This window comes from Mycobacterium sp. IS-3022 (assembly GCF_001500065.1).
GTDB lineage: Bacteria > Actinomycetota > Actinomycetes > Mycobacteriales > Mycobacteriaceae > Mycobacterium.
Map to the genome: position 1 here is coordinate 22,012 of NZ_LQIN01000021.1, position 22,990 is coordinate 45,001.

16 protein-coding genes and 3 pseudogenes are annotated in these 22,990 nt (G+C 63.3%); 12 read left to right on the top strand and 7 right to left on the bottom strand.

The annotated features are described in order from the left end of the window. The first annotated feature begins 30 nt into the window (after positions 1–30). Both AU188_RS14000 and AU188_RS14005 read left to right on the top strand, forming a co-directional pair. A complete protein-coding gene (locus tag AU188_RS14000) occupies positions 31–666 on the top strand; it encodes a hypothetical protein (RefSeq protein WP_059164309.1) in 636 nt (211 codons plus the stop codon). Further along, on the top strand, positions 663–1,715 hold the full coding sequence (locus tag AU188_RS14005; protein WP_059164324.1) for a polyprenyl synthetase family protein: 1,053 nt from the start codon (positions 663–665) through the stop codon (positions 1,713–1,715). Before AU188_RS14000 ends, AU188_RS14005 begins: the two co-directional genes overlap by 4 nt. Here the strand turns inward: AU188_RS14005 and AU188_RS14010 are convergent. Further along, on the bottom strand, positions 1,712–2,407 hold the full coding sequence (locus AU188_RS14010; protein ID WP_082686633.1) for an N-acetylmuramoyl-L-alanine amidase: 696 nt from the start codon (positions 2,405–2,407) through the stop codon (positions 1,712–1,714). The genes AU188_RS14005 and AU188_RS14010 overlap by 4 nt on opposite strands. Before the next feature lie 139 nt (positions 2,408–2,546). Here AU188_RS14010 and AU188_RS14015 point away from each other — a divergent pair, with 139 nt between their 5' ends. The 4 genes from AU188_RS14015 to AU188_RS25540 all read left to right on the top strand — a co-directional run bounded on the left by AU188_RS14015 (position 2,547) and on the right by AU188_RS25540 (position 7,372). Continuing rightward, entirely contained in the window at positions 2,547–3,944 is a 1,398-nt protein-coding gene (locus AU188_RS14015) for a neutral zinc metallopeptidase (RefSeq protein ID WP_059164310.1), read from the top strand. A gap of 22 nt (positions 3,945–3,966) precedes the next feature. Continuing rightward, positions 3,967–4,527, top strand: coding sequence for a DUF4333 domain-containing protein (locus AU188_RS25785; RefSeq protein ID WP_286137467.1), 561 nt, complete (start codon positions 3,967–3,969; stop codon positions 4,525–4,527). Between the two features lie 181 nt (positions 4,528–4,708). Continuing rightward, the gene (locus tag AU188_RS14025; RefSeq protein ID WP_059164312.1) at positions 4,709–6,451 is read left to right on the top strand and encodes a DUF4407 domain-containing protein; all 1,743 of its coding nucleotides are present in this window, start codon (positions 4,709–4,711) and stop codon (positions 6,449–6,451) included. 372 nt (positions 6,452–6,823) lie between these two features. After that, complete coding sequence (locus tag AU188_RS25540; protein ID WP_502687615.1) at positions 6,824–7,372, top strand: VldE C-terminal domain-containing protein; 549 nt, start codon at positions 6,824–6,826, stop codon at positions 7,370–7,372. A 204-nt stretch (positions 7,373–7,576) separates the two neighbouring features. Here AU188_RS25540 and AU188_RS14035 read toward each other — a convergent pair whose 3' ends face one another. Both AU188_RS14035 and AU188_RS25790 read right to left on the bottom strand, forming a co-directional pair. Beyond that, positions 7,577–7,717, bottom strand: a complete 141-nt coding sequence (locus AU188_RS14035; RefSeq protein WP_156426685.1) for a hypothetical protein — start codon at positions 7,715–7,717, stop codon at positions 7,577–7,579. 323 nt (positions 7,718–8,040) lie between these two features. Then, positions 8,041–8,932 (bottom strand): annotated as a pseudogene (locus AU188_RS25790) (DUF3375 family protein); the annotation flags it as partial. A gap of 691 nt (positions 8,933–9,623) precedes the next feature. Here AU188_RS25790 and AU188_RS25980 point away from each other — a divergent pair. From AU188_RS25980 to AU188_RS14060, 4 genes and pseudogenes are all read left to right on the top strand, one after another. After that, positions 9,624–9,773, top strand: a pseudogene (locus AU188_RS25980) (DNA methyltransferase); the annotation flags it as partial. 201 nt (positions 9,774–9,974) lie between these two features. Further along, on the top strand, positions 9,975–11,360 hold the full coding sequence (locus AU188_RS24985) for a DNA methylase (protein ID WP_172799503.1): 1,386 nt from the start codon (positions 9,975–9,977) through the stop codon (positions 11,358–11,360). Between the two features lie 2 nt (positions 11,361–11,362). Continuing rightward, entirely contained in the window at positions 11,363–13,297 is a 1,935-nt protein-coding gene (locus AU188_RS24990; RefSeq protein ID WP_286137469.1) for an N-6 DNA methylase, read from the top strand. Beyond that, the gene (locus tag AU188_RS14060) at positions 13,297–16,557 is read left to right on the top strand and encodes a hypothetical protein (protein WP_156426686.1); all 3,261 of its coding nucleotides are present in this window, start codon (positions 13,297–13,299) and stop codon (positions 16,555–16,557) included. The genes AU188_RS24990 and AU188_RS14060 overlap by 1 nt, the downstream gene beginning before the upstream one ends. An 866-nt stretch (positions 16,558–17,423) precedes the next feature. Here the strand turns inward: AU188_RS14060 and AU188_RS14065 are convergent. Further along, positions 17,424–17,716, bottom strand: a pseudogene (locus AU188_RS14065) (ATP-binding protein); the annotation flags it as partial. A 280-nt stretch (positions 17,717–17,996) separates the two neighbouring features. Here AU188_RS14065 and AU188_RS14070 point away from each other — a divergent pair. Beyond that, a complete protein-coding gene (locus AU188_RS14070) occupies positions 17,997–18,254 on the top strand; it encodes a type II toxin-antitoxin system Phd/YefM family antitoxin (RefSeq protein WP_059164327.1) in 258 nt (85 codons plus the stop codon). After that, on the top strand, positions 18,251–18,661 hold the full coding sequence (locus AU188_RS14075) for a type II toxin-antitoxin system VapC family toxin (RefSeq protein WP_156426687.1): 411 nt from the start codon (positions 18,251–18,253) through the stop codon (positions 18,659–18,661). The genes AU188_RS14070 and AU188_RS14075 overlap by 4 nt, the downstream gene beginning before the upstream one ends. 21 nt (positions 18,662–18,682) lie before the next feature. On the opposite strand, the gene AU188_RS14080 is transcribed toward AU188_RS14075, so the two are convergent. The 3 genes from AU188_RS14080 to AU188_RS14090 form a co-directional block, all read right to left on the bottom strand. Further along, positions 18,683–21,544, bottom strand: a complete 2,862-nt coding sequence (locus AU188_RS14080; RefSeq protein WP_059164319.1) for an MMPL/RND family transporter — start codon at positions 21,542–21,544, stop codon at positions 18,683–18,685. Then, entirely contained in the window at positions 21,541–21,987 is a 447-nt protein-coding gene (locus AU188_RS14085) for an MmpS family transport accessory protein (RefSeq protein WP_172799505.1), read from the bottom strand. The genes AU188_RS14080 and AU188_RS14085 overlap by 4 nt, the downstream gene beginning before the upstream one ends. 137 nt (positions 21,988–22,124) lie before the next feature. Continuing rightward, on the bottom strand, positions 22,125–22,730 hold the full coding sequence (locus AU188_RS14090; protein WP_059164320.1) for a TetR/AcrR family transcriptional regulator: 606 nt from the start codon (positions 22,728–22,730) through the stop codon (positions 22,125–22,127). Positions 22,731–22,990 lie beyond the last annotated feature (260 nt).

Here is a 22,990-nt window from a genome sequence, read left to right on the forward strand (position 1 = left end):
AGGGCAATTGTCGGGAAGGTAAAACGCCTTATGACCCGCGAGTTTGGCGACGACGGACCGCTCGCCGACCTGCCGTGGGCGTCGGTTTTCGACCCCGCCGCCAACGCCCGCGCCCTCAGCGCCATCCAGGCCGAGGGGTTTCGCGCCGCCAGCCAGATTGTCGATCGGTTCGTGCGCCTTGGTCGGCCCGATGGCGACTCCGCGACGACCGCGGATGCGGCCCCCGGTTCACCGGACCTCGAGAAGCTCAGCCGCGCATGGTGGTCGGTGGCCGGCCAGTTGCTGCTCGGCAATGGCAGCGCGCGCGAGGTGGAACTCGACTTGTCCAGTCCGGGCGGGCAGCAGGGCGTCGTGCTGGCGTCGCCGATCCCGGGGCGGGCGGAGACGGTGGTGTGGTTGCACAATCGCACCGGCAAGGACTACGGCCGAATCCGGTTGCGGTGCAGTGACCTCCTGGCGCGTGACGGTTCGGTGATCGAGTCGCGCGAGGTGGCGCTGGACCCGCACGAGGTGGAGATGCCACCGAGGTGCAGTCGCGGCATCGCCGTGGCGCTCGAGGTGTCCGGGGCCGCACAGCCCGGTATGTACCGGGGGACCCTGCTCGTCGACGCCGACGACAACCTGTGGCTGCCGGTGGCGCTGACTCTGCGGGCGCCGGAGTCATGACGAGCACGGCGGACCGGGCCGACCTGGTGTCGTCGGTCGACGAGAGGCTGCGCGAGGTGGCGCGCCTGGTGCGGCGCTCGATGCTGGACGCGTTGCCGGATGGGGAGCCGGGCCGTTGGCTCTATGCGCCCATGCGCGAGTATCCGTCGCGGCCCGGCAAGGCGTTGCGTCCGGCGCTGTGTCTGGCCGCCAGCCGGGTGTTCGGCGCCTCGTCCGACGACGCGCTCGGTGTCGCCGTCGCGATCGAATTGCTGCACAACGCGTTTCTGGTGCACGACGACATCGCCGACGGCAGCGAGATGCGTCGCGGAAGGCCGACCCTGGCGGCCACCTATGGGATGGCGGCGGCGCTCAACGCCGGCGACGGGTTGGCCGTCGTGGCGGGGCAGGTGCTGCGGCGGGCGACCCGTCGGCTCGATCGCGACCTCGCCGACCTGGTGTGGGCGGAGTTCGACACGATGGCGATGCGCACGCTGGAGGGCCAGGCGCTCGAGGTGGGTTGGCAGGCCGATCACGTCGAGGATCTGGGGCCTGCCGACTATCTCGAGCTGATCATGCACAAGACGTGTTGGTACACCACGATTCACCCGTTGCGGGTCGGCGCGATCGTCGGCTCCCGAGGCACCGCGGACCTCGCCCCGCTGGTGCGGTTCGGGTTCCACTTCGGCGCCGCGTTTCAGATCCGCGACGATCTGCTGAACCTCATCGGCGACGAACGGCTGTACGGCAAGGAGATTCTCGGCGATCTGTACGAGGGCAAACGGACGCTGACACTGATGCATTTGCTGTCGGTGGTGCGAGGGGAGGATCGCGAGTTCGTCCGGAACTATCTGAGGCTGCAGCGTTCTGAGCGGTCCCGTGATCTCGTGCTGAGGATCCGGGCGTTGATGGACGAGTACGGCAGCATCGACTTCACCGGAGAGTACGCCGAAGGCATCCTGCTGGTCGCCGAGGAGTATTTCGAGCAGGCGTTCGCCGGTGCCCGCCCCGGTCCGGATCTGGACTTCCTGCGCGCGTTGGTGCCCTACGTGTGGGCGAGGTGGCGCTAGCGCAGGCCGGCTTCGATGTCGGCGACCGCCGCGGATGCCGCTGGCCCGCAGATGGTGTGCAGGTCGACGGGTCCGGCGGAACGGAGCTGTTCTATGCGGTTCTCGAGGTCGCCCGAGGCGACGTGGGCGTAGAGGTTGGCGCCCGGGCATGAGGTGTCGGGGCTGGCGTCGCGGTGGCCGGCCAATGTGTCGGTCGGGATGCCGAATCGTTGTGCGGCCCAGGCGAATGCGAGCGCAGCGCCGTCGAGCTGTTCTTCGGTGATCGGTTCTTCGTCGAAGTTTCCCTCGCAGACGACGAGGAAGTGGCCGGTCGGGTCGTAATTTGTCGCGGTGTCGCCGACGAGTTCGGGCTTTCGCAGCTCGTAGATGTTGCCGTTGCGGTCGACGCTGAGGTGGTAGGCGATGTCGATCCAGCCGTGGGTGTCCTGGTGGTAGTGCTGGTGTTGGCGCAGGCGAGCCGGCGCGTTGGCGTTGTCCCCGAGCGTCACCGCCGTGTGGTGGATCGTCATGCGGACGGGGGTGTGGGGCGTGCCGCCCGGACGCGGCGGATTGGCGCCCCACGCGTCGCGGCACAGCACCGCGTGGGACGGGGTCGCGGACGCGGTGGGTTCCGTCGAGCAGGCGGTGGCGGCCGCCGCCAAGCCGGCCAGCTGCAGGAGACTGCGCCGGCTGAGCGCGAGGCGGCTGTCCATGTGGTCACCATACGGACCAGCGGGGCGGGGCGTCGGCCGTCGAGGGATTCATCGGCAGCGGCTTTTCGCATATTCTTCGTGCCTGAGCGGCAGAGCGACGGCCGCCGGCGATGGAGAGGTTCGAGTGCGAATCAGGTTGATGGCCGCGATCGCTGGTGTCGCGCTGTGCCTGACGAGCTGCGCTCAGACCACTCTCGACGGCCGCGCGACGTCGATGCTGTTCAACCCCGAGCGCGTCGGCGGCTTGCCGGTCGGCGACGGTCCCAGTGGTCCGCGGCCGAACGCGCCGAAACCTGTCGGCACTGTCGAGAACACCGACGGCGGCGCCATGGACCAACTGGCGTTATTGGCGGTCAACGACATTCAGGAATTCTGGGAGAAGAACTTCGACAAGTATTTGTCCGGCGACTTCACGCCGATCGACAGCTTTGTGTCGTACGACTCGACCGATCCTGACAGCCCGGTCGTATGCCAGTCGGAGACTTACGATTTGGCGGGCGCGTTCTATTGCATCGGCGACAAGTTGATCGCCTGGGATCGCGGGCAGGCGCTGCCGGTGGCGGCCGAGTTCTTCGGCGACATGGGTGTCGTCGGGGTGATCGCCCACGAGTACGGACATGCGCTGCAACGGATGGCTGGGCTGATCGCCGAGGGCGCACCGGTTCTGGTCGCCGAGCAGCAGGCGGACTGCTTCGCCGGTGTGTATCTGCGGTCGGTCGCTGCCGGGCAGTCGCCGCGGTTCACGTTGAGCACGGGCGAGGGATTGAACCGGGTGCTCGCCGGCGTCATCTACTTGCGCGACCCGCTGACCCCCGCTGGGGCGGGGGATCCGCACGGCTCCGCGCTCGACCGGATCAGCGCGTTCCAGATGGGGTTCAGCGGCGGGGCCGACCAGTGCGCCGCGATCGACGTCGACGAGATCGTGAGGCGACAGGGCGACCTGCCGCAGTACATGGTCTTCGACAAATACGGCGAACCGGTGCTCGACAGCACGATCGACGAGACCACGATCGAGACGTTGATGGACGTGCTGACCGGAATCTTCCAGCCTGCGGATGCGCCGGCACTGTCCACCGATCCGGCCGGGTGCGGGGTCGCGGCGGATCCGACGTCATATTGCGCTGACGACAACACAATTCACGTCGACATGCCTGCGCTCGAGGCGGCCGGAGAACCGAAAAACGAAGAAGAGGACCGGGTTCTGGTGCAGGGCGACAACACCGCGATCTCGATGGTGACGTCGCGGTACGCGCTGGCCGTGCAGCAAGAGCGAGGCGTCGCACTCGACACCCCGGTCGCCGCGTTGCGGACGGCGTGTTTGACGGGCGTGGCGCAGGGCCGGATGACGGAGGAAAGCGGGTCGGAGTTGGTCTTGACGGCGGGTGACACCGACGAGGCGGTCGCGGGCTTGCTGACCAACGGCGTCGTCGCGAGCGATGTCAACGGGCGACCCGCGCCGGCAGGGTTCACGCGCATCCTGGCGTATCGGCTCGGCCTGTCCAGTGAGGTCGACGAGTGCTTCGAGCGGTTCGAGTAGCCATGTTCCCAGCGAGTGAACAGTGACCGGCCCGCCGCGGCAGGGCCCGGGGGAGCCGTGGTGGGCGCGCCCCGGCGGTGCGCCGCCGCCGAGACGGCCGCAGCGCTACCCGCCGCCGCGACCGGCAGGTCCGCCGCCGCAGCCGCGGCGACAAGCGCCACCAAGGCAGTACACGCCGCCGCTGGCTCCGCCAGCGCAGCACGCCCCGCAGATGCCGCCGCCGAGACCTGCGCCAGCAGCTCCCCGCGGTTCGGGGCAGGGAATGGTGGTGTTGGGCGGACTCGCCGCCGTCGCCGTCATAGCAGTGGTTGTGATGGTCGCGCTGTGGGCGTTCGGCGGTTTCGACGGCAAGGTGCTCGACGTACGTCAGGCCGAGGCCGGTGTGGCGCAGATACTGAGCGACCCGATCTACGGCTACGGCGCAAACGATGTCACGGCCGTCGAGTGCAACGGCGGTGAGAACCCGAAAGTCGAAGTGGGCAAGGGATTTAACTGCCAGGTCAGCCTCAACGGCGTGCAACGGCAGGTTGCGGTCGTCTTCCGTGACGACGCGGGCACGTATGAGGTCGACGGGCCGCGATAGCTCTCTGAATCCCTGGCGGGTCGCCTATAGCGCGGAGTAGGGGCGTCTGTGAGAGGATTCAGGCAATCGCATCGGCGTGACGGTGCAATTCGCGGGGGGATCCGCCTGGCTCACACCGATGGAATTGTGTCGGTCGGCGCCCCGTCACGCCCGAAGAAGTCTGGGGATGTTTGGAGTTTCCATGTCCGCTCACAGAATCACTGAAAACGACGCTGCCATCTCGCCGATCGCGGCCGCATTCGTCTGGCTGGGCGGTGCGGAGCGGCGTGAGCTTGCCCGCCGCGACGAGCGGTCCACTCTCGTCATTGCGGGAGCCGTGGTGCTGCTCGTCGCGCTGTTGGCATGGTCGGTCGCGGCTTTCGCCGTAGCCGGATCGACATCCTGGCCGATCGTGGCCGTCATCGCGGCGACGCTCGTGGTCGGATTGCTGGTGGGCGCGGTGAGCCGCGCGATCGCATCGGGCGCGGTACGTGGCCGGCGAGATCTGGCGGGGCGGGCCGCCGTCGCGGTTGCCGTCGGCATCGTGGTCGGCGAACTCGCCGCCATGGCGGTGTTCTCTGGGTCGATCGACCGGGTGCTCGACGAGGAGACCGCCCGCAGTGCGGAGTCCTCACCGGCGGTGGCGCAGGCGGCAGCCGATTTGGACCGCAGCCGCGCGGCTCGAGGTGCGCTCGACGACGCCGTGGAGCAGGCGCTGCAGCGCCGCCAGGAGGCGCTGGTGGTGGCGCGCTGCGAATTCAACCCGCGGCCCGACTGCCCGCAGACGTCCATCACCGGGGTGCCGGGTTCGGGTCCCGGAACCCAGACCGCGGACGACTTCCTTGCCGATGCGCAGCGTCAGCTGGACGACGCCTTGGCCGAGCAGGAGTTGCAGGCGCCTGCGGTGGACGCTCAGATCGCCGCCGATGAGCAGGCGCTGACGCAGGCCCGCGAGGCGGCCGCGTTGAAGGCGGATCGAGGGCTGGGCGCTCGTTGGGTCGCGATGAATGATCACACGTCGGCCGATATGGGCGCGCTGGCGTTGCGGTTGCTCGTCATTGGGTTCTTCGTGCTGCTGTGCTTGCTGCCGCTGATCCTGCGTCTGTGGCCGGGCGAGACGTCGCAAGACCGCGGGATAGCCGCCGACGTCGAGCGGGACCGCGCCGAGCTGGATGCCGACACCGCGATCGCGGTGAAGCGGGCAGAGGTGCGTGCGGCGATCGACAACATGTGGGCCGAACAGCAACTCACCAGTGCCCGGCTAGCGATCGAGGCGCAGAACGAGATCGACCGCGAGCAGCAACGCCGCCGAGTCATCGAAGCGATCGAGGCTCCGGCGCCGGCCCGGGTGGAGCGCCTGTCCGACCCTGCGGTGGACGATGTGTACTTGCCGATCGCGGCCGAAGCAGAAGCGGCGAGCCTCCAGCTGCCCGTGGCACCCGGGGTGCCGGCCGACGACGACGTGGCTCTCGATGAAGCTCCGAATCTGCCGGCGCGCGAGGAGCGCCACGATGTGGCGCCGTCCGGGGAGACCGGCCGTCCGCTGATCCCGGCGATTCCAGACGTCACGAAGGCTGCTGCACGGTGGCTCCGCCCGTTGGTGCCGCCGATCATCGCCAGCGCGATCGACACCACCACGCGACCGCTTCGGGGTGCGCGGCAGGTCGTCGAGGAGACCGAGGAGATTCACTTCTCGCTTCGGCGTAGCCGCAAGGTGACGCTCCACTCTGAGGAAGGTGACGACGTGTCGGGGTCGTCCACCGAGGCTGAGGGATGGTCCCCGGCGGAAGACGACGATTGTGACTACCGCGGTCACGGCCGGCTCGATGACCGTGTGCGGCATCGATCGTTGGCCGAGAGTGAAGGTCAGGGTGAACTGAACCGGGGTGGCACGTATGAACTGAGTGGATCCCGCGGACCACGGCAACTTCCGCCAGGGCGATAGGCGGGACGGAAGGGAAGTGCTGCGATCTCCCCTTCCAAGAACGTCTCAGCGATGTGGCCGTTGCGAGGCTCACGCGTCGACTTGACGGACGTCACATAGTTAGCTGCGCTTTGACGTATGCCACAGTTGGCTGGCGGTGGACCGCAGGCTGACGCCCGCAGCCCAGCGACTTCGACCCGTGTGAACTGGGGTTTCATACTCTAGGGCGGGCTGCGCTGAGAGCGTCACCGCCGCGTCAGCAAGCTGACACCGATTTTGCTACGCGGTCGGGCGTGTCGGTAGGGTCCGCCTCCGATGGGAAGACACGGATTAGCCGAAACACGGCGACGGTCGCCGTTGGCCCTAGTCGCGGGGGTCGTATCTGCTGCGGCGTTGTTTGTTGTCGGCGCAGATAGTTATCCGCAGGTCGCTGGTGAGGTCCCGTGCTGCAGTGACGTCGCGGCGTCGAAGCCGGCCGGCCCGCCGCCGGTAGCGACGCCGCCGATCGAGCTGAAAGCGGTTCCTGCGGCGCAGCCGCGGACGTTGCCCCATGGCGTTGCCAAAGAGACGGGGCTGCAGGTCAAAACGATCTTGGCGGCCCGGGCGGTGAGCGCGAGGTTTCCCGAGATCCTTGATATCGGCGGGGTCCGCTCGGATCCTTTGAAATGGCATCCGCATGGGATGGCGATCGACGTGATGATCCCAAACGCTCGGTCGGCGGCCGGAAAAGCGCTCGGCGATAGCGTTCTCGCGTACGTCCTACAGAACGCGGAGCGGTTCGATCTGAACCACGTCATCTGGCGGCAGACCATTTACAAGCCGAACGGCTCGAAACGAACGATGGCGGACCGCGGCGGGGACACCGCCAACCACTACGACCATGTCCACATCGCTACGGATGGCGGCGGTTTCCCAGACGAGGGCCAGGTCTACCTTCGCTGATTCGCGGTCAGACGCCGACGGGGTCCTTGGCCGCCGTGTGGCGCATTCCGCGTATGGTTGTGGCTTCCCGGCACAAAGTGGAGCGGAGGGGCTCGTGCTGTCGACCCGAGCGCGGAGATCGGCGAGCCACGCGGCATACTCTGGCTCTTAGGTTCGTCCAATCTGCTTGCCCTTGTCCGTGACGCGGAACCACAGAATCGATGGCTAGCGGAGGCGGTCATCGAACAGGTCGATGTACTCGGCGGCCAAGCGCGCGATGGCTTCGTCGAGCCGGATGTCCCAATCTTTGAATCGAGCACCCTGTTCGATCGGTACTACGAGCGCGATGAGACCTTCCTCGGACATAGTTCGTTCCAACGCAAGCGCCTTGCGCTGGACCTCCACCAACGACACTGAGTTTGAGGCCGCCTAGTCGTTCCCCCCTGTTTGAGCGTGAAGCAGTCACTTTCACCGTCAAGCAAGATCTTCTCGCGGGTCGTCAGCACCATCTGCGCCCTTACCCTGTTGTCTTGGACAAGGTTATCCCCACGCGATGACGTAGCTAACACAACTCGAACAGGCTGACTGGTCGGCGCGGCAGAGGCGAAATGTGGTGTGGCTGACCGACGGACGTCGCTGCGGCGTGGGCGGGCGGTGCGGCGTTTGACGCGTTGGACGCAGCGCCGCTAGATGTATTCGACTGCGTCGATGTGGTGGGCGACGAGTTCGAGGGTCGGCGACGACCAGGGCAGGGCGGGTCGAGAGCGGGCAGGACGTCGGCAACGACGGCGACGTCGGCTTAACTTTCGGCGGGCTGGTGGGGATCGTTGATCACGCGCAGGAAGGTGCGGTGGGAGTCACAGCCTCGGAGTCTCGGGCTGCCTGGTAGTCGGCGTAGATCTGGCGCCGGCGGTCGCGGTAGTCGGCGTTGGAATCGATGGGCTCGTCGAGGGCGGCGGTGGCCTGCCCGATCATGGTGCCGTGCTGGCCGATGTCGCTGATGAGGCCTTCCCTCTGCAGGGCGATGCCGTGGGCTCCGGCGTAGCAGTCGGTGACGTCTGTTCGACGTCGGCCGGCGTCCAGTATGGTCGAGTTCCTTGTAGAGGGCGGCGATTTCGGCTTCGATGTGCTTGCCTATGCGGAGGGGTCGTTGTCGGCCTTGAGGGCCACTTGCTTGAGCCGGGCGGCGATGCCGGTGACGGAACCGCCGGAGGCGATGGTGTCCTGCCGATGCATGCCGCGGAGGAAGTTGAGCGCCTGGGGGTTCTAGATGAAGTAGCAGACGTTGTGGTCGTGGTGTTCGTCGACGATGCGGTGGAGCCGGCCTTGAGGGGCCCAGGACTTTGATGAGCGCGAGGCTTGACTGGGCGTCGTCGAGGTCGTCGACGTCGCGTTCGAATCGGACGACGAGTTCGGTCCCCTGCCGGCCCTGCCGTGCAGGTGCCGCTCCATCGGCGTGGCGTAGAGGCTCAGGTTGGTCGGTTCGAGCAGCCGAATCGCGGAGGAGCCCTAAAGGTCGCGGTTGCGCTCGAACAGCTGTCCTGCGAGAATCCCGCCTTGTCGTCCACGTCGTTGCTCTATCCAGTGCGTTCGTCCGGGGCGCCAACATAGGGCACGGCGGCGACATCATTGGGGCCTGGAGTCACGTGTCGGGCAGAGTTTCTGTGATGGATTCGTAGATGCCAGCGCATGTCTGCCATTCAAGGAGGCAGTCGGCGGGTGCGGCGTCATGCCGGTCTTCCGCGAGCATGTACGCCCACGATGATCATCGTCCGGTAACGCGGATGACCTTCGAGATGGTGGCAGTCATCGCACCAAGGCGTCGGAATCAGGCTTCTACGCTCCGCTGAAAGACTATTGATGCCTATCCGAGTGTGATCAGGTTCTATGTATTGAGCGCTAGATTCCTCCGAGGTGACTTGCATGTTTATGGGGCGAGACATCGCGTCGCGAGACCTCGTATGGCCGTGGCGGGGCAGATCCTCCCGCGTCTCGGCAGACAATGGGTACGTTCAGGTGCTGCCTTGTGCCTGTCTCTCGGACGTTGTCGGACCCCGGTGCCAGGATCACGTTGGGTCGAATTAATAGGAGTCAGAATGGACGACTCACGCTGCCGGGGTGCACGGGGGAACGCTTGCAAGGGCTGTAACCTCAGCTGCAGTCACTGCCCACAACCTTGGGCGCTGCGGGCAGGTCTGTTGCGACTTGGAGTGTTGGATTGAGGGCGAACCGTGCAACTCTAACTAGCGTCGCACCTCTCTATGCGCAGCCGATGCGATCGACGCGAACAGGCCCTCTATTTAACACATTCTCGTATCCAACCAAGATCGATCCCGAAGCCATAGCGGTGTTCATCGCGGTTCATACGGAACCAGGCGCGAAGATTCTTGATCCGTTTGGAGGATCGGGCACCACGGGTATCGCAGCACGCTTGTGCGAGAACCCGACTCAGAGAATGCGGAAGATCGCTCAGCAGATGGGCGTCAAGCCCAATTGGGGGCCTCGAGACGCCGTCATATACGAGCTGAGCCCTATGGGTGCGCTCGTTGGCCGAGTACTCGCGAGTCCGCCGTGCCCAACGTTGTTTCGGGACAGAGCACTTCAGCTCTTGAAGCAGGCGGAGATGGATGTGCAATGGATGTATGAAGCCGAGGACCCTTCTGGCGCGACGGGTGATATTCGGCACGTCATCTGGACTGAACTTCTGCGCACGCCGTGCTGCGGAACCGAAATCACATACTGGTCCGCCGCTGTCCGGCGTAACCCCCTGAGGTTGGAATCTGAGTTCGAATGCCCGACATGCAAATCGATGGCCAGTGTCAACAAATGCGACCGGGCACGCAATGATGTGGGCACTCGCGTCCGCCGGCCGGTGTGGATATGGGGAAGAACCGGAAAGCGAAGTTGGGATCGCGCCGTGTCTGAGGTCGATATCGCTCTTCTGAATCGGATCGGGGAGATGGCGATTGATCAGGCGGTGCCTGATGTCAAGATCGTGTGGGGCGATCTTTATCGGTCCGGCTATCACGTGGGTATCGACAAGTTCGTGGACTTGTACACCCCGCGAAATCTCAGGGTGTTCGCACACTTGTGGGGACTGGTAGCCGATGAGCCGGGAGATCTTGGCGCGGCCTTGCGTACGTGGCTGCTGAGCTACAACGCAAGCCATTCGACCTTGATGACACGTGTCGTGGTGAAGAAACAACAGACAGATTTTGTCATCACAGGTGCACAGTCGGGCGTCATGTACATCAGTGGACTTCCGGTGGAGAAAAATATCCTGGCTGGTCTTCGGAGAAAGATGAAGACGTTCGTCGACGCGTTCTCGATTACCTATGGTGGCAAGTCGGTCATTGACGTCGTCAATGGGTCGAGCACTAATCTCGCTCTCGCCAATGACACGGTCGACTATGTGTTCACCGATCCGCCATTTGGTGACTTCATACCTTACGCAGAAATCAACCAAGTCAATGAGGTGTGGCTAGGCGAGGTTACTAACCGCACAAACGAAGTCATTGTTAGCAGGGCTCAGGGCAAGGGAATTGGTGAATACCATCGGCTCATGGGTGACGTGTTTTCTGAAGTTGCGCGGGTACTGAAGCCAGCGGGCGCCGTGACGGTCGTCTTCCACGCATCAAAGCCTGAAATTTGGCGCGCACTGGGTGAGGCGCTAGATGCCAACGATTTATGGGTCGAGCGCACAAACATCTGGGATAAGACCCAGGTGAGTTTCAAACAAGTTGTGCACCAGGGAAGCACGCGCCATGACGCGCTGTTCCTCTTGCGGCCACGGGACGCCGACTCCGCCGAGACGCCAAAGGTTCCGATCGGGCCGATCACACCCGAATCTATCGCAATTGGAGCGAAAGGGCTGCCTGATGCGCAATCGCCGCGGCGGCTGTACACGAGGTATGTCATGGCGTGCATAGCTAGCGGCCATCCAGTCGAACATTCTGCTCCGCAATTCTATGCGGCGCTGCGTGGCGCATCGGAGGTAGGCATACCGTGAGGGTGCAACGCGTCGGAACCGAAACAAGCGGTGTCGCTCCGAAATTGGCTGCCGGTGATGAGCGAAAGCGGTTGGGGCAGTTCTTTACCGGCTCTCATGTTGCGAGACTATTGGCGGCTCTTGCAGACGCTAACACCGCACGTCGGATAATCGACCCAATGGCAGGCTCAGGTGACATGCTCGCCGCGTGCCTGGAAGTCGGCGCAACACCGGAATTGATCGTTGGCATTGACGTCGACCCGAGACCTCTAGCTCTTGCACAAGCACGCCTCGGGACTGGAAGGACGCCATTTCTCGACATTCCTCGCAGCGCGTTTGTCCCCGAAGTATGGCAACAGGCCGGTGAGGTTTGGGATCTCGTCATCACGAACCCCCCGTATGTTCGCTACCAACGCGCCTCTTCTTCGTTTGGTGAGTTGCCCAGCGCTGAGATGATCAGAAGCGGCCTTGTTGAATGTCTAGACCGATCCTCGCACCTAGGCGAGGGCGAAAGGCAAACGTTTCTCGCAGCTGCGCGGTCTTATTCGGGCCTGTCCGATCTTGCCGTGCCGTGCTGGATCCTCTGCATGTCGCTAGTTGGGTTGGGTGGCCGTGTTGCGATGGTCGTGCCCAACACATGGTTGTCTCGCCGATACGCCGAACCGGTGAGGCACTTGTTGCGCCGGTATTTCGACGTCGAGTTTGTGGTGGAGGATAGTGACGCCTCGTGGTTCGATGACGCCCTCGTGCGCACAACCCTCATCGTCACTACGCGCGTCCCAGACAAGGGTCCGCATCCGCTCGATGCCGCGTACTGGCATATCCGACTGAACCAGTCGGCCGGGGACACCCGAAGCCTCGTCGGCCGCGCGGTGGGCCACGGAGAAAGCAGCAGCCACCAGGCCGAGCAGGCATTCGTGCGTGGGCTTCGCGAGCGTCGGCTGTCAAGCGGCGACGGCATCCAAATCCGCCGAACAGTAACTAGCCAATGCCTCCCGGCGCCAGTTGCAAAAGAGCTGGATCGCAACAACTCTCATTTACCAAATCCGCTCGATGAGATGTGTTCGTCGGGGGGCACAACCACCCTTGCCGACATGGGCTGGGCGGCTGGTCAGGGGTTACGGAGTGGTGCGAATGAGTTCTTCTATGTCAAGCGCTTAGGCCGGGGTTATCAGTCACCCCTGCTGCCGGGGCAGACGCTTGATCTTCCCCAGGATGCTCTGCAACCAGCAGTGTTCCGACAATCTGAACTCGGCGGGAAAATTGTCGCCACGTATCAAGAGGCGATAGCTTGCGTCGTCACGCTCTCCCGCTACGTACATCCAGATGATGCTTTGCCCGGTGATCCACGCACAGTTCTGACTGGCGATCTGCTGCGTCTGGTTAATGCCGCCGCGGCTAAGACATACGTCCGATCCGGGACGCGCCAGCCGTTGCCGTCACTGAGTGCGGTAGCTCCCAACGTGCGCAACAGAGGCCCGCATGGCAGGCCGACTTTTTGGTATCAACTGCCCCCTTTTACTAATCGGCACATGCCGGCATTGTTCGTGGCGCGTGTCAACGGTCAAGGTGTCCGTCCAGCCGTGAACCTGGGTCGCCAGCTCGTTGTCGATGCGAATTTCACGGGGCTGTGGCCGGCTACCGCGCACGCTCTGCCAGTTGAGGCGGTGCTGGCATTGCTGGCCTCATCATGGGCGGCCATGTGGTTCGAAGCTGCCTGCACGGTCATGGGCGGAGGAGCATTAAAAATCGAAGCCACCGACTTGCGGAGGATCCCGTTTCCGATCATTACGTCCGACGTGAGCACACAGCTTGCTGAAGTTGGTTCGGCGCTCATCGCGCAATCGTCGGTGATATCCGCCGACACGGAAGCGATTGCTCGCATTCTCGGGTACGCCGACCACGAAATCGCGCTTCGGGCGAGTGTTGATGAGCGGCGTGCGATGCGGAGGGCATGATGCCTGCGGACGAAACAACGACAATTGATCTCGCCGCGGCGATAAAGGGTGTCGACCACTTGCACCTGGTCCGCAACGCAGGATCGAACGAGACAGTGGTTCGTAACGCGATTACCGAGATGCTGTCGGACACGTATCCATACGCAACACGCCCATGGTGGGTCAGGCAACAGATCCTAGGCGCGGAACGTCTCACCCGGTGGGTCGAGAATGGCGAGCCCAGATGGGGCTCCACGGACACCATCATCGGTGTAACTGCCGTCGAATACGAGTCTGACCTCAGAGCCAACGCGAAATTCCTTCTAGGCAGATCCCAAGTTGCCCAGTACTGCGCCGGATTGCTCAATGATGGGGTCCCGGTAGACGACGTCGTCGGCGTTCTGTCGGACGGTGTCGATTGGTATGCATTCCGGATCAAGAATGTCGCCGCGCGCAGTCTTGGCGACTATGCCGTTGAAGACTTCGAGCTTGAAGAGGTCGCACACGTCACCACGACGATGAGTGATCCAGGATCGGTTCAACAGCTGATCGACTTCTTCGACGCGTACCTCGCGCGCGCTGAGAAGACACCTCTGACGGGCGCGGCGTTGGCAATGCATCTCGGTCTCCAGTCCGGAGTGGGAGCGCAGTACCTTACCGCTTGTGGCGCAGCAATCGACAAGGCGCGTGCCATTAGTCCCGGCCAGGCAGCACTTGTTGACGGGGTATGGCAAGACTTCGAACGGTACTTGTCGGGCGGGAATCCGACGGTCGCGCAGCAGAGAGATGCGTATGTCCGAGAGTTCTATCTGTCGCTCATTGCTCGCCTAATTTGTGCAAATGTGGTTTCGGGCACAGCCCTTCGCAGCAGCGATGTAGAACTCCAGGAGATCCTGTGCGGCACCTTCTTCGACAATAAGGGGCTTGTGCGCTTAGTCGAGCACGACTTCTTCGGTTGGTTGAATCGCTTTGAGGTTGTCGGCGCGGTCCTCGATATCGCTAGAGAAATACAAGCGGATCTCCGCGCTTATAATTTTGCGACGATACTTGATACAGACGTCTTCGGAACATTGATGTCCCAGCTTGCTGATTCAACGCAGCGCCTCCTGCTCGGCCAGGAATGGACACCGACATGGCTCGCGGTTGCAATGGCCCGTGAGGCTCTGGCGATGCTGCCGGCTGATGAGTGGCCGCGGTTCACCGATGTGTGCGCGGGATCAGGGTCGATGATCGCAGCGGTTTGTCGTGAGCTACACGGTCGACTCGAGGGAGCGGGGATCGAACGAAAGAGTGCAGAATCCCTTCGCCTGCTCACCCAGGCCGTAACCGGGTTCGACGTGGACCCGCTCGCGACCCTGTTAGCAAAGGTGAATTGGGTTGTCGTGAACCGGGATTGGTTACCCATGAACGGCAGTACTCAAGTTTCGATACCAATCTACAACGCTGACTCGTTGTTTGCACTGGCGCCGATTTGGGGCGAGCGTGATGAGACGGACGACCATGACACACTTCATCTAGACGATCGAGACGTGTCCTTACCGCGTTATCTAGTGGACCCCATCAATCAGACGCTGTTCGACGCGGTGCTGGATCGCTGCACGCACCTTGCTCTGGTGCATGTGGCGCCCAGCGGCTCGGAAACGGTGGATCAGCGGACACTCGAGCAGCTCGTCTCAGATGCCATCATCGATGTTTCGGCAGATCTTGACGTCAGTCAGACCGAACAGCTGATGGCGTTCGCGCGTTCGTTAACCGATGCATTGGTGGACCTCGAACGCGCCGGTCGTGACGGCATATGGTCCTTCATACTACGCAACAGCTACCGGCCAAGCCTCGTCAAAGGTCAATTCAACGGGCTCATCACGAATCCGCCGTGGCTGGCGATGAGCCGACTCGCTGGGAACCCATTCGCCAGTGTGCTCGCACAATTAGCAGACCGGTTCGATCTACGGCCACCGGGTGCTGCCTTCCCGCACTTGGAAATGGCAACGGTCTTCCTCGCTTACGCGGTAGCGCATTACCTCACAGATCCGGCGGTGGTTGCTTGCGTCCTACCCCTATCGGTGACCACCGGTACCCAGCATGAGCCGCTTCGCCGCCAGCTTTCGGGCCGGACTCGGACGCCGATACAAATGCAGCCGTCGAAGCTATGGCTCGTCAGCAAGGAGACCTTCGCGAACCTCTCAGCCGTGCTAATAGGTGTGCGAGGAGCCCCGCCGGTGATAAACGAAATTCCGGCGGCCCACATTGGCGTCGGCGGTGAAGCCCCGGCAGCGTTGTACGTCGTCGAGTTCGCTGGACGCTTCCTTTGGTCGAGTCAGGAGCCGGGTGCGGGCATCCCCGGCGGATACCCCGACGGACTTGCTTCGCAAGGAGCAGATCTCATGCCGAGGAGGCTCGTGGCAGTAACTGTGGAGTCTGAGCAGCCCGGAACTGTTACGGTGCGCTCACCAAAGCTTGGTGAACCAGACTGGTATTTGGTATCGGCGGCGAAAAAGCATGAGGATTTCGAGATTCCGGCCACGACAATACCGGCGCGATTCCGACACAAGATGTGGTTGTCTAACCATCTGGTTGCATTTCGCTTGAGTGAGCCGGCCGACATCGTGATACCCGTCCTCAGGTCGGCGGGATCCTTGCAGTTGGCTAGCGAAGCGACGATTAGCGCCTCACCGACGGCAAGACGGCATTTCGACAAGATCCTGGCAGAGAGTGACTTCGATTCGCTCACTGACTTCTGGCGTCGTGGTCTGAATATGCGTAACAAGCTGATCAACCAGGACCTCATCGCTGCGAACGCGACTGGCTATCTGGTCGTCTACGGCGCAGGAGGGGAGATCCCGTCTGCGGCCTATGTATCACTGGCCGAATATTCTGGCGAGCTACCGCTGATCGACCAGACGCTCTACTGGATTTTGGTCGTCTCCGAAGATGAGGCCGTATATATGTGCGGCCTCATCAACAACCCTTCACTGGCGGAGTACATCCGCCCATACGTACCGCAAGGTGCGTTCGGTGGCCGCCACTTGCACACGCTCCCTCCAAAAGCCATACCAATCTTTGATGCAACGAATAGCGACCACGTGGCGGTCGTCGCAGAGACGCGTGCGCTGATTGGTGAGCTTGAACGTGAAGTGTTCCCCAGTGTTACTACCGATGGGACTCTTGCCCAAAGGCGGACTGCGACGCGTCGCCTAATCGCATCACTGCCCAGTTACGGCGCGTATGATACGGCATGCGCAAACTTATATGGTTGCGGGCAGTTTGGGCCTGCTGACTGAGCAACAATGGTGCCAGCCGTACTCCGCCTGTATGCAGTTAGCTGTCCTTGCCGTTTCGAACCTCGGTAATCTGCGGCTTCAGCGGTCGTCTCATCGGCGCTGCTCGAACGTATTGGCAAAGTTGCGCAAGAGTGCGACGACGTAGGACGCCGCCTACGTTGCGCTCGCCGAAGCTCTCGACGTCGGTTTGTGACGGCCGATGCACGCTTCGCGCTCATTCCCGGCATCCGATGCGAGATCGAGGTCATTATGGGCCCGGCCCCGCATGATGACGCTGCTCCCGAAGCTTTCGCGCGGCACGACGCGGGTAAGCGCACCGACCGCCCGTGCGATGATGGCACGCGCATCCCTGAAAGCAGGAGCTTCAGATGGGGTTGAGCGAATCGACAACCAACTGAACAGCGTCATGGCCGATGGGTCTCTGCACGGCATCGCCGCCACAGTCGTCAGCCGCGACGGCGTCCCGCCCGAGGGCGCCGCCGGAGAGGCCGGGCCCGACACCATGTTCCGCGACGCATCGATGAGTAAGGCCGTCGCGGCCACTGAGAGCTGCAACTCTTCGAGAAGCGCGCAAGCCGGTACTGCGCGCCCAGGATGCAGGCAACCGTCCTCCAGCTGATGACCCACACCGCTGACTGCGGCTATAAGTCCTCAACGAGAAGCTCTCAAATACCGCATCGAGTACGGATTTCCCTACGTGCTTCAGGGGATCAAGCAGAGCATCACCGTTGCGGGACAAGGTGGTTCGATGCGAGCAGCGGCGCTCGAACAGCCTTGACCGTCAGCCGACGTTCACGATGATCGCGCTCGTCGGAAGTCCCAGGTGTGCTCGTGAGCTCGTTGAAATCCCCACCTGTGAGCGGTGGTCAGTGTAGTGGTTGGCGGGAGCCCGTGGCGTCCCGGCGCAGCGTTTCAGCGGCGCCTTGGTGGTCGCGCAGTCGGTAGGACTCGCCGTCGAAGTTGATGACCACTGAGCGGTGCAAGAGTCGGTCGAGTATGGCGGCTGCGACGTTGGTGTCGCCGAGGATGTCTCCCCAGGCGCCCACGCCGCGGTTGGTAGTGATGACGATGCCGGGCTTCAAATAGCGTTGGGAGACAACCTGAACAACGCTGAGGCGGCCTCGGCGAGCAGCAGCAGGTAGCCGGGTTCATCGATCACAGCTGCGTGGTTCATCGCGCTCGATGGTGTCCGAGACCGCCCTCGGCGATTCGATCGCGGTGGGCGGACTCCATACCGGTCTGCACCTTGAAAACGAAAAGATGGAGCCGCACCTGATTTCCACCGGTTCGCGCTGCGTCAGCGGCCGAGGCCGTCCTTCGGGTTGCTCCGCCGCTGCAAGTGATCGCAGGCGCGCTCTGGAAGAGTGCGTTGTTCCTCGGCCGCTATGACCATGAAGCCGCCGCATGACCATGTGCTACACAAGTGCTACGCTCGTAGCATGTCTACGGTGGCGTCCCGCGAATTGCGAAACGACACAGCGGGCGTGCTTCGTCGAGTTCAAGCGGGCGAGGAGGTGACGATCACGGTGAATGGGCGAGCCGTGGCGGTGATCGCCGCCGTCGAGCCGAGGCGTCGGCGGCGGGTGTCGAAGGCAGAATTCGTCAAGCGGCTCGAGACCAGCCAGGCGGATTCGGGCTTGCGTGACGACCTCGCGGCGCTCGTCGGCGAATCGACTGACGAACTCGACGAATTGTGACGGCCGATCGGCCCGCGCTCGGCATCCTCGATACATCCGTCTTCATCGCCAACGAGAGTGGCCGCCAACTGGAGACGTCGCTGCTCCCAGACGAACTCGCCACGACCGTGGTGACCCTCGCTGAACTGAACGCTGGTGTGCTCGCGGCGCGGACTTCCGAGATCCGGGCGCGTCGCCTCCGCACGTTGGATGCCGTCGCTGATATGACCGCGCTCCCGGTCGACGAAGAGGCCGCTCAACTCTGGGCGCTGCTACGCGTACACCTGGCCGAGGCGGGGCGACGGGTCCGAGTCAATGACCTATGGATCGCGGCCATTGCAGCCGCCAAGCACCTGCCGGTCGTGACGCAGGATGAAGACTTCGATGCCCTCGAGGGTGTCGCGGGCCTCGCGATAGTCCGCGTTTAGCCCTCAGCCTCGCGCGCAGGACTAGAACAACGACATCTGTCGCGTGGTCCCGTCCCCGAACTTCTGCGGCACCGGCCGCTGCCGCACGACCACCGGCCACCAGAACCACCGCCCGAGCAGCGCCGCGATCGACGGCGTCATGAACGACCGCACGATCAACGTGTCGAACAGCAAGCCCAACGCGATCGTCGTGCCGACCTGGCCGAGCACCCGCAGATCGGCGAAGATGAATGACGCCATCGTGAAGGCGAACACCAGGCCCGCCGCCGTCACCACCGAGCCACTGCCCGCCATCGACCGGATGATGCCCGTGTTGATGCCGGCGTGGATCTCCTCCTTGAACCGGGAGACCAGTAGCAGGTTGTAGTCCGACCCCACCGCTAGCAGCAGTGTCACCGCGATCAGCAACACCACCCAGTACAACTCGATGCCTAAGATGTGTTGCCACAACAAGACCGACAAGCCGAATGACGCGCCCAACGACAACGCCACGGTGCCCACGATCACGAGCGCGGCAACGAGGCTTCTCGTGATGAACATCATGATCAGCAGAATGAGCGCCATCGCTGCGATCCCCGCGATGATCAGGTCGTATTTCGCCATGTCGGCAATGTCCTTGAAGGTGGACGCCGTTCCGCCGATGTAGATCTTCGACCCCGCCAACGGCGTTCCCTTGACCGCCTCCATCGCCGAATGCCTGATCGCATCGATATGCGAAATCCCTTCGGGCGTCGCCGGATCGACGTCATGCGTGACGATCATCCGCGCCGCCTTGCCGTCCGGCGACATGAACAACTTCATCCCACGGACGAACTCCGGGTTGCTGAACGCCTCCGGCGGTAGGTAGAACGTATCGTCGGTGTCCGACGCGTCGTACGCCGCACCCAGCTGAGTCGAATTCTCGAGCGCCGCCGCGGTCTGATCGTAAAGACCCGACGTGGTGGAGTGATTGGTCATCGTCAGATCGCGGTTGGTCTCCTGCGATTCGATCTGCGGCGGGATCAGCGCAAGCAGCTTCGGCTGCAGCTCATCGAGTTTGGCGATACTGCCCGACACGTTCGCCAACTGATCGGTCAGCTCGTTGATGCCGTCGAGCGCGTCGAACAGCGAGCGCATCGCCCAGCAGATCGGGATGTCGAAACAGTGTGGCTCCCAATAGAAATAGTTACGCAGCGGCCGGAAGAAGTCGTCGAAGGTGGCGATCTTGTCGCGCAGATCCTGCGCCGTGGCGACCGTCTGCGCAAACGCCTCGCTCTGCTCGTGCGTGATCGCGCTGGACTGCTGCTGCAGCGCGTGCTGCTGGCGCAGGATGTTGATCGAGTCGTTGATGACCGCCACCTGCCGGATCATGTCGTCGGCACGGGCCTGCTGGAACGGCAGGTTGTTGATCTGCGCCGCGCTCTGCGCGCTGATCTGGAACGGGATCGACGTGTGGTCCAGCGGCGTGCCCAAGGGCCGCGTGATCGACTGCACCTGCGCGACGCCATCAGTATGAAATACCGCCTTGGCAACCCGTTCCAACAGAATCATGTCGGTGGGATTGCGCAGATCGTGGTCGCTTTCGATCATCAGCAGTTCGGGATTCAATCGCGCCCTTGTGAAGTGGCGCTCCGCGGCGTCGTAACCCATATTGGACGGGGCACTGGCAGGCATATACCGGCTGTCGTCGTAACTCACCTTGTAGCCCATCAGCGACAGAAGTCCTACAAATGCGATCACCAGTGTGGCGACCAGGATCGGGGCGGGCCACCGGACAATCGCCGTGCCGATCCGCCGCCATCCCCGCTTGGCGGTTTTGCGTTTGGGCTCCAGCAGACCGAACCGGCTGCCCACCACCAGTACCGCGGGTGCCAGCGTCAACGACGCGGCCAGCGCGACGAGAACACCGATCGCGGACGGGATTCCGAGGCTCTGGAAGTATGGCAGCCGGGTGAAGTGAAGGCAGGCCACGGCGCCGGCGATGGTCAAACCCGACCCGAGGATCACGTGCGCCGTTCCCCGGTACATGTCATAGAAGGCGGCCTCGCGGTCCATGCCTTCGTTGCGTCGCTCGTGGTAGCGGCCGAGCAGGAATATGACGTAATCGGTGCCGGCAGCGATGACCAACAGTGTCAAGATGTTGGTCGAATACGTCGACAGGCCAATGACTCCGGAGTTCGCAAGGAACGAAACGATGCCCCGTGCCGCGGCCATCTCGATCAGCACAGTGATGAGCGCGATGATCATCGTGACCGGTGACCGGTAGACGATCAGCAGCATCACCGCGATCACCACGACGGTCAACACGGTGACCAACACGGTGCCTTCGCTACCAACCTCGAACTGATCGGCGACCTGGGCTGCCGCGCCGGTGACGTAGGCCTGGATGCCCGGTGGTGCAGGAGTTTTGGCGATGATGTCACGCAGCGCGTCGACGGATTCCAACGACAGCGCCTCGCCCTGGTTGCCCATGAGAAATACCTGGACGTAGGCGGCCTTGCCGTCAGCGCTCTGCGATCCGGCGGCGGTGAGCGGATCACCCCAGAAGTCCTGCACGTGCTGGACGTGCCTGGTGTCCTCGTTGAACCGTTTGACCAGTTCGTCGTAATAGGCGTGGGCCTCGGCGCCGAGAGGCTGGTCACCCTCGAGCACCACCATCGCCGCGCTGTCGGTGTCGAACTCGTGAAACACCTCACCGATGCGCTGAAACGCTTGCAGCGACGGCGAATCGGGGGAGCTCAGCGCCACATTGTGTTCTTCGCCGACCTCTTCGAGCGGCGGCACGAACACGTTCGTCAGAGCGGCGACGGCCAGCCAGAACAACACGATCGGCACGCATAGCCGGCGGATCCACGTGGCGACCCGATCGGTCGTCGTCGGGCGCTCGGCGACATGCTGGCTCATCCGGACTTGTCCAAGCAGTAGGTGTATGCGTTCAACGCGTTGACCGTTCTCTCGTCCTTGACGACGTCGTCGATCCTGATCCGGCAGCCGATGGAGTCGCTGTCGCCCTGTGCGGAGACATTGACGAAGACGGCCGGTTGAGTGGTGGTCGCGTCGTAGACCCAGGGAAGAGCCGCGTCGTCGACCCGTTGTGGTTGGGCGTCGATGTCGGTGTACGTGATGGTCGCGACCGTGCCTGGGGGACCGAACACCTCCATGACGACGTGCTTCGGGTTGAATGGGACGATCTCGTTCGCGGCGTTGTCGGGCGTCGACGTGACGTCCTGCGAGCCGAAGATGCCGTTCAGCCGGTAGACCGCGAATCCCGCCACCGCGACGACCATTACCGCCACCAGAAGCATCCAATGCCGCATCAATCGGTTTCCGATCGAAACCCGCTGCATCCGCGGCCCTTTCGACGAGCGGTCACACGTTGACGGACGGCCTGACACCCTTTCAGCGGGTATCAACGAACTTGACGGTACGGTACGGGACCGTTTCCTGACAAGCCGTACGTGGTTGCGCTCACTGGATAGACAGGTCAGTCGTTGTGGCGGGTGAGGCTGGGGATGAGCACGTTGTCGACGAAGTCCTGGACCGTGCGGCGCGTTGGCGCCCGGCCAGTGAGGACGGAGCGGTAGATGAGATAGCCGGGCAACACGTCCCAGAGGTCCTCGGTAATGGCCGAGGCCTCGATCTCGCCGCGATCGACGGCACGGGCGAGGACGCGAGACATCAGCGCTTTGCGCTGGCTGAGGAACTGCTCGTGAAGCATGGCGGCGAGCGTGTCGCTGCGCGAGATCTCCATGAGCACCGCGCGGATGGTGCTGGCATGGGTGCTGACGTGAGCGCTGATCTGCTGGCCGAGGCGCAGTAGGTCGCCGCGCAGCGTGCCGGTGTCAGGGTCGACCGCGACATGTCGGGTGCCCTCGACGAATGCAGCCAGCACGAGTTCGGCCTTCGTCGGCCACCGACGGTAGAGGGTGGCCTTGCTGGCGCGTGCGGCCGTGGCCACCGCGTCGAGGCTCAACCGGTCGTAACCGCGTTCCTGCAGGAGTTCCAGCGTCACGCCGAGCAGTTCAGCTTCCCGCGGCGACCACGGGGACTCCGCGCCGCCATCGGAACTCCGAATCACATGACCCTCCATCAACTTCCCACCCGGCTTCAGTCACCCTCGCGAAGCGCGTTACACAGAGTGTCACAGTCCCGTAGTGGCTATCGGCCATATCGGAGAGCTCACTCGTAGCCACTCGAATCCTGTTGCCGTCGCGGGCTGGCAGCGCGGATGCGCAGTAGGGCACTGGCCATTACGGTCCAGCCAGCGACTAGTTGTACTCGGCAGGGACGTTGTTGACGGTTTGGCTGTGAGAAGGGAGGACCTCCGGGCTTAGTGGAGATGTCTACGTC

Coding starts and splice junctions, on each gene's coding strand:
- AU188_RS14000 (WP_059164309.1), top strand. CDS start 31: ATGACCCGCGAGTTTGGCGACGACGGACCGCTCGCCGACCTGCCGTGG.
- AU188_RS14005 (WP_059164324.1), top strand. CDS start 663: ATGACGAGCACGGCGGACCGGGCCGACCTGGTGTCGTCGGTCGACGAG.
- AU188_RS14010 (WP_082686633.1), bottom strand. CDS start 2,407: ATGGACAGCCGCCTCGCGCTCAGCCGGCGCAGTCTCCTGCAGCTGGCC.
- AU188_RS14015 (WP_059164310.1), top strand. CDS start 2,547: ATGGCCGCGATCGCTGGTGTCGCGCTGTGCCTGACGAGCTGCGCTCAG.
- AU188_RS14025 (WP_059164312.1), top strand. CDS start 4,709: ATGTCCGCTCACAGAATCACTGAAAACGACGCTGCCATCTCGCCGATC.
- AU188_RS14035 (WP_156426685.1), bottom strand. CDS start 7,717: ATGTCCGAGGAAGGTCTCATCGCGCTCGTAGTACCGATCGAACAGGGT.
- AU188_RS24985 (WP_172799503.1), top strand. CDS start 9,975: ATGGATGTGCAATGGATGTATGAAGCCGAGGACCCTTCTGGCGCGACG.
- AU188_RS14060 (WP_156426686.1), top strand. CDS start 13,297: ATGCCTGCGGACGAAACAACGACAATTGATCTCGCCGCGGCGATAAAG.
- AU188_RS14070 (WP_059164327.1), top strand. CDS start 17,997: ATGTCTACGGTGGCGTCCCGCGAATTGCGAAACGACACAGCGGGCGTG.
- AU188_RS14080 (WP_059164319.1), bottom strand. CDS start 21,544: ATGAGCCAGCATGTCGCCGAGCGCCCGACGACGACCGATCGGGTCGCC.
- AU188_RS14085 (WP_172799505.1), bottom strand. CDS start 21,987: ATGCAGCGGGTTTCGATCGGAAACCGATTGATGCGGCATTGGATGCTT.
- AU188_RS14090 (WP_059164320.1), bottom strand. CDS start 22,730: ATGGAGGGTCATGTGATTCGGAGTTCCGATGGCGGCGCGGAGTCCCCG.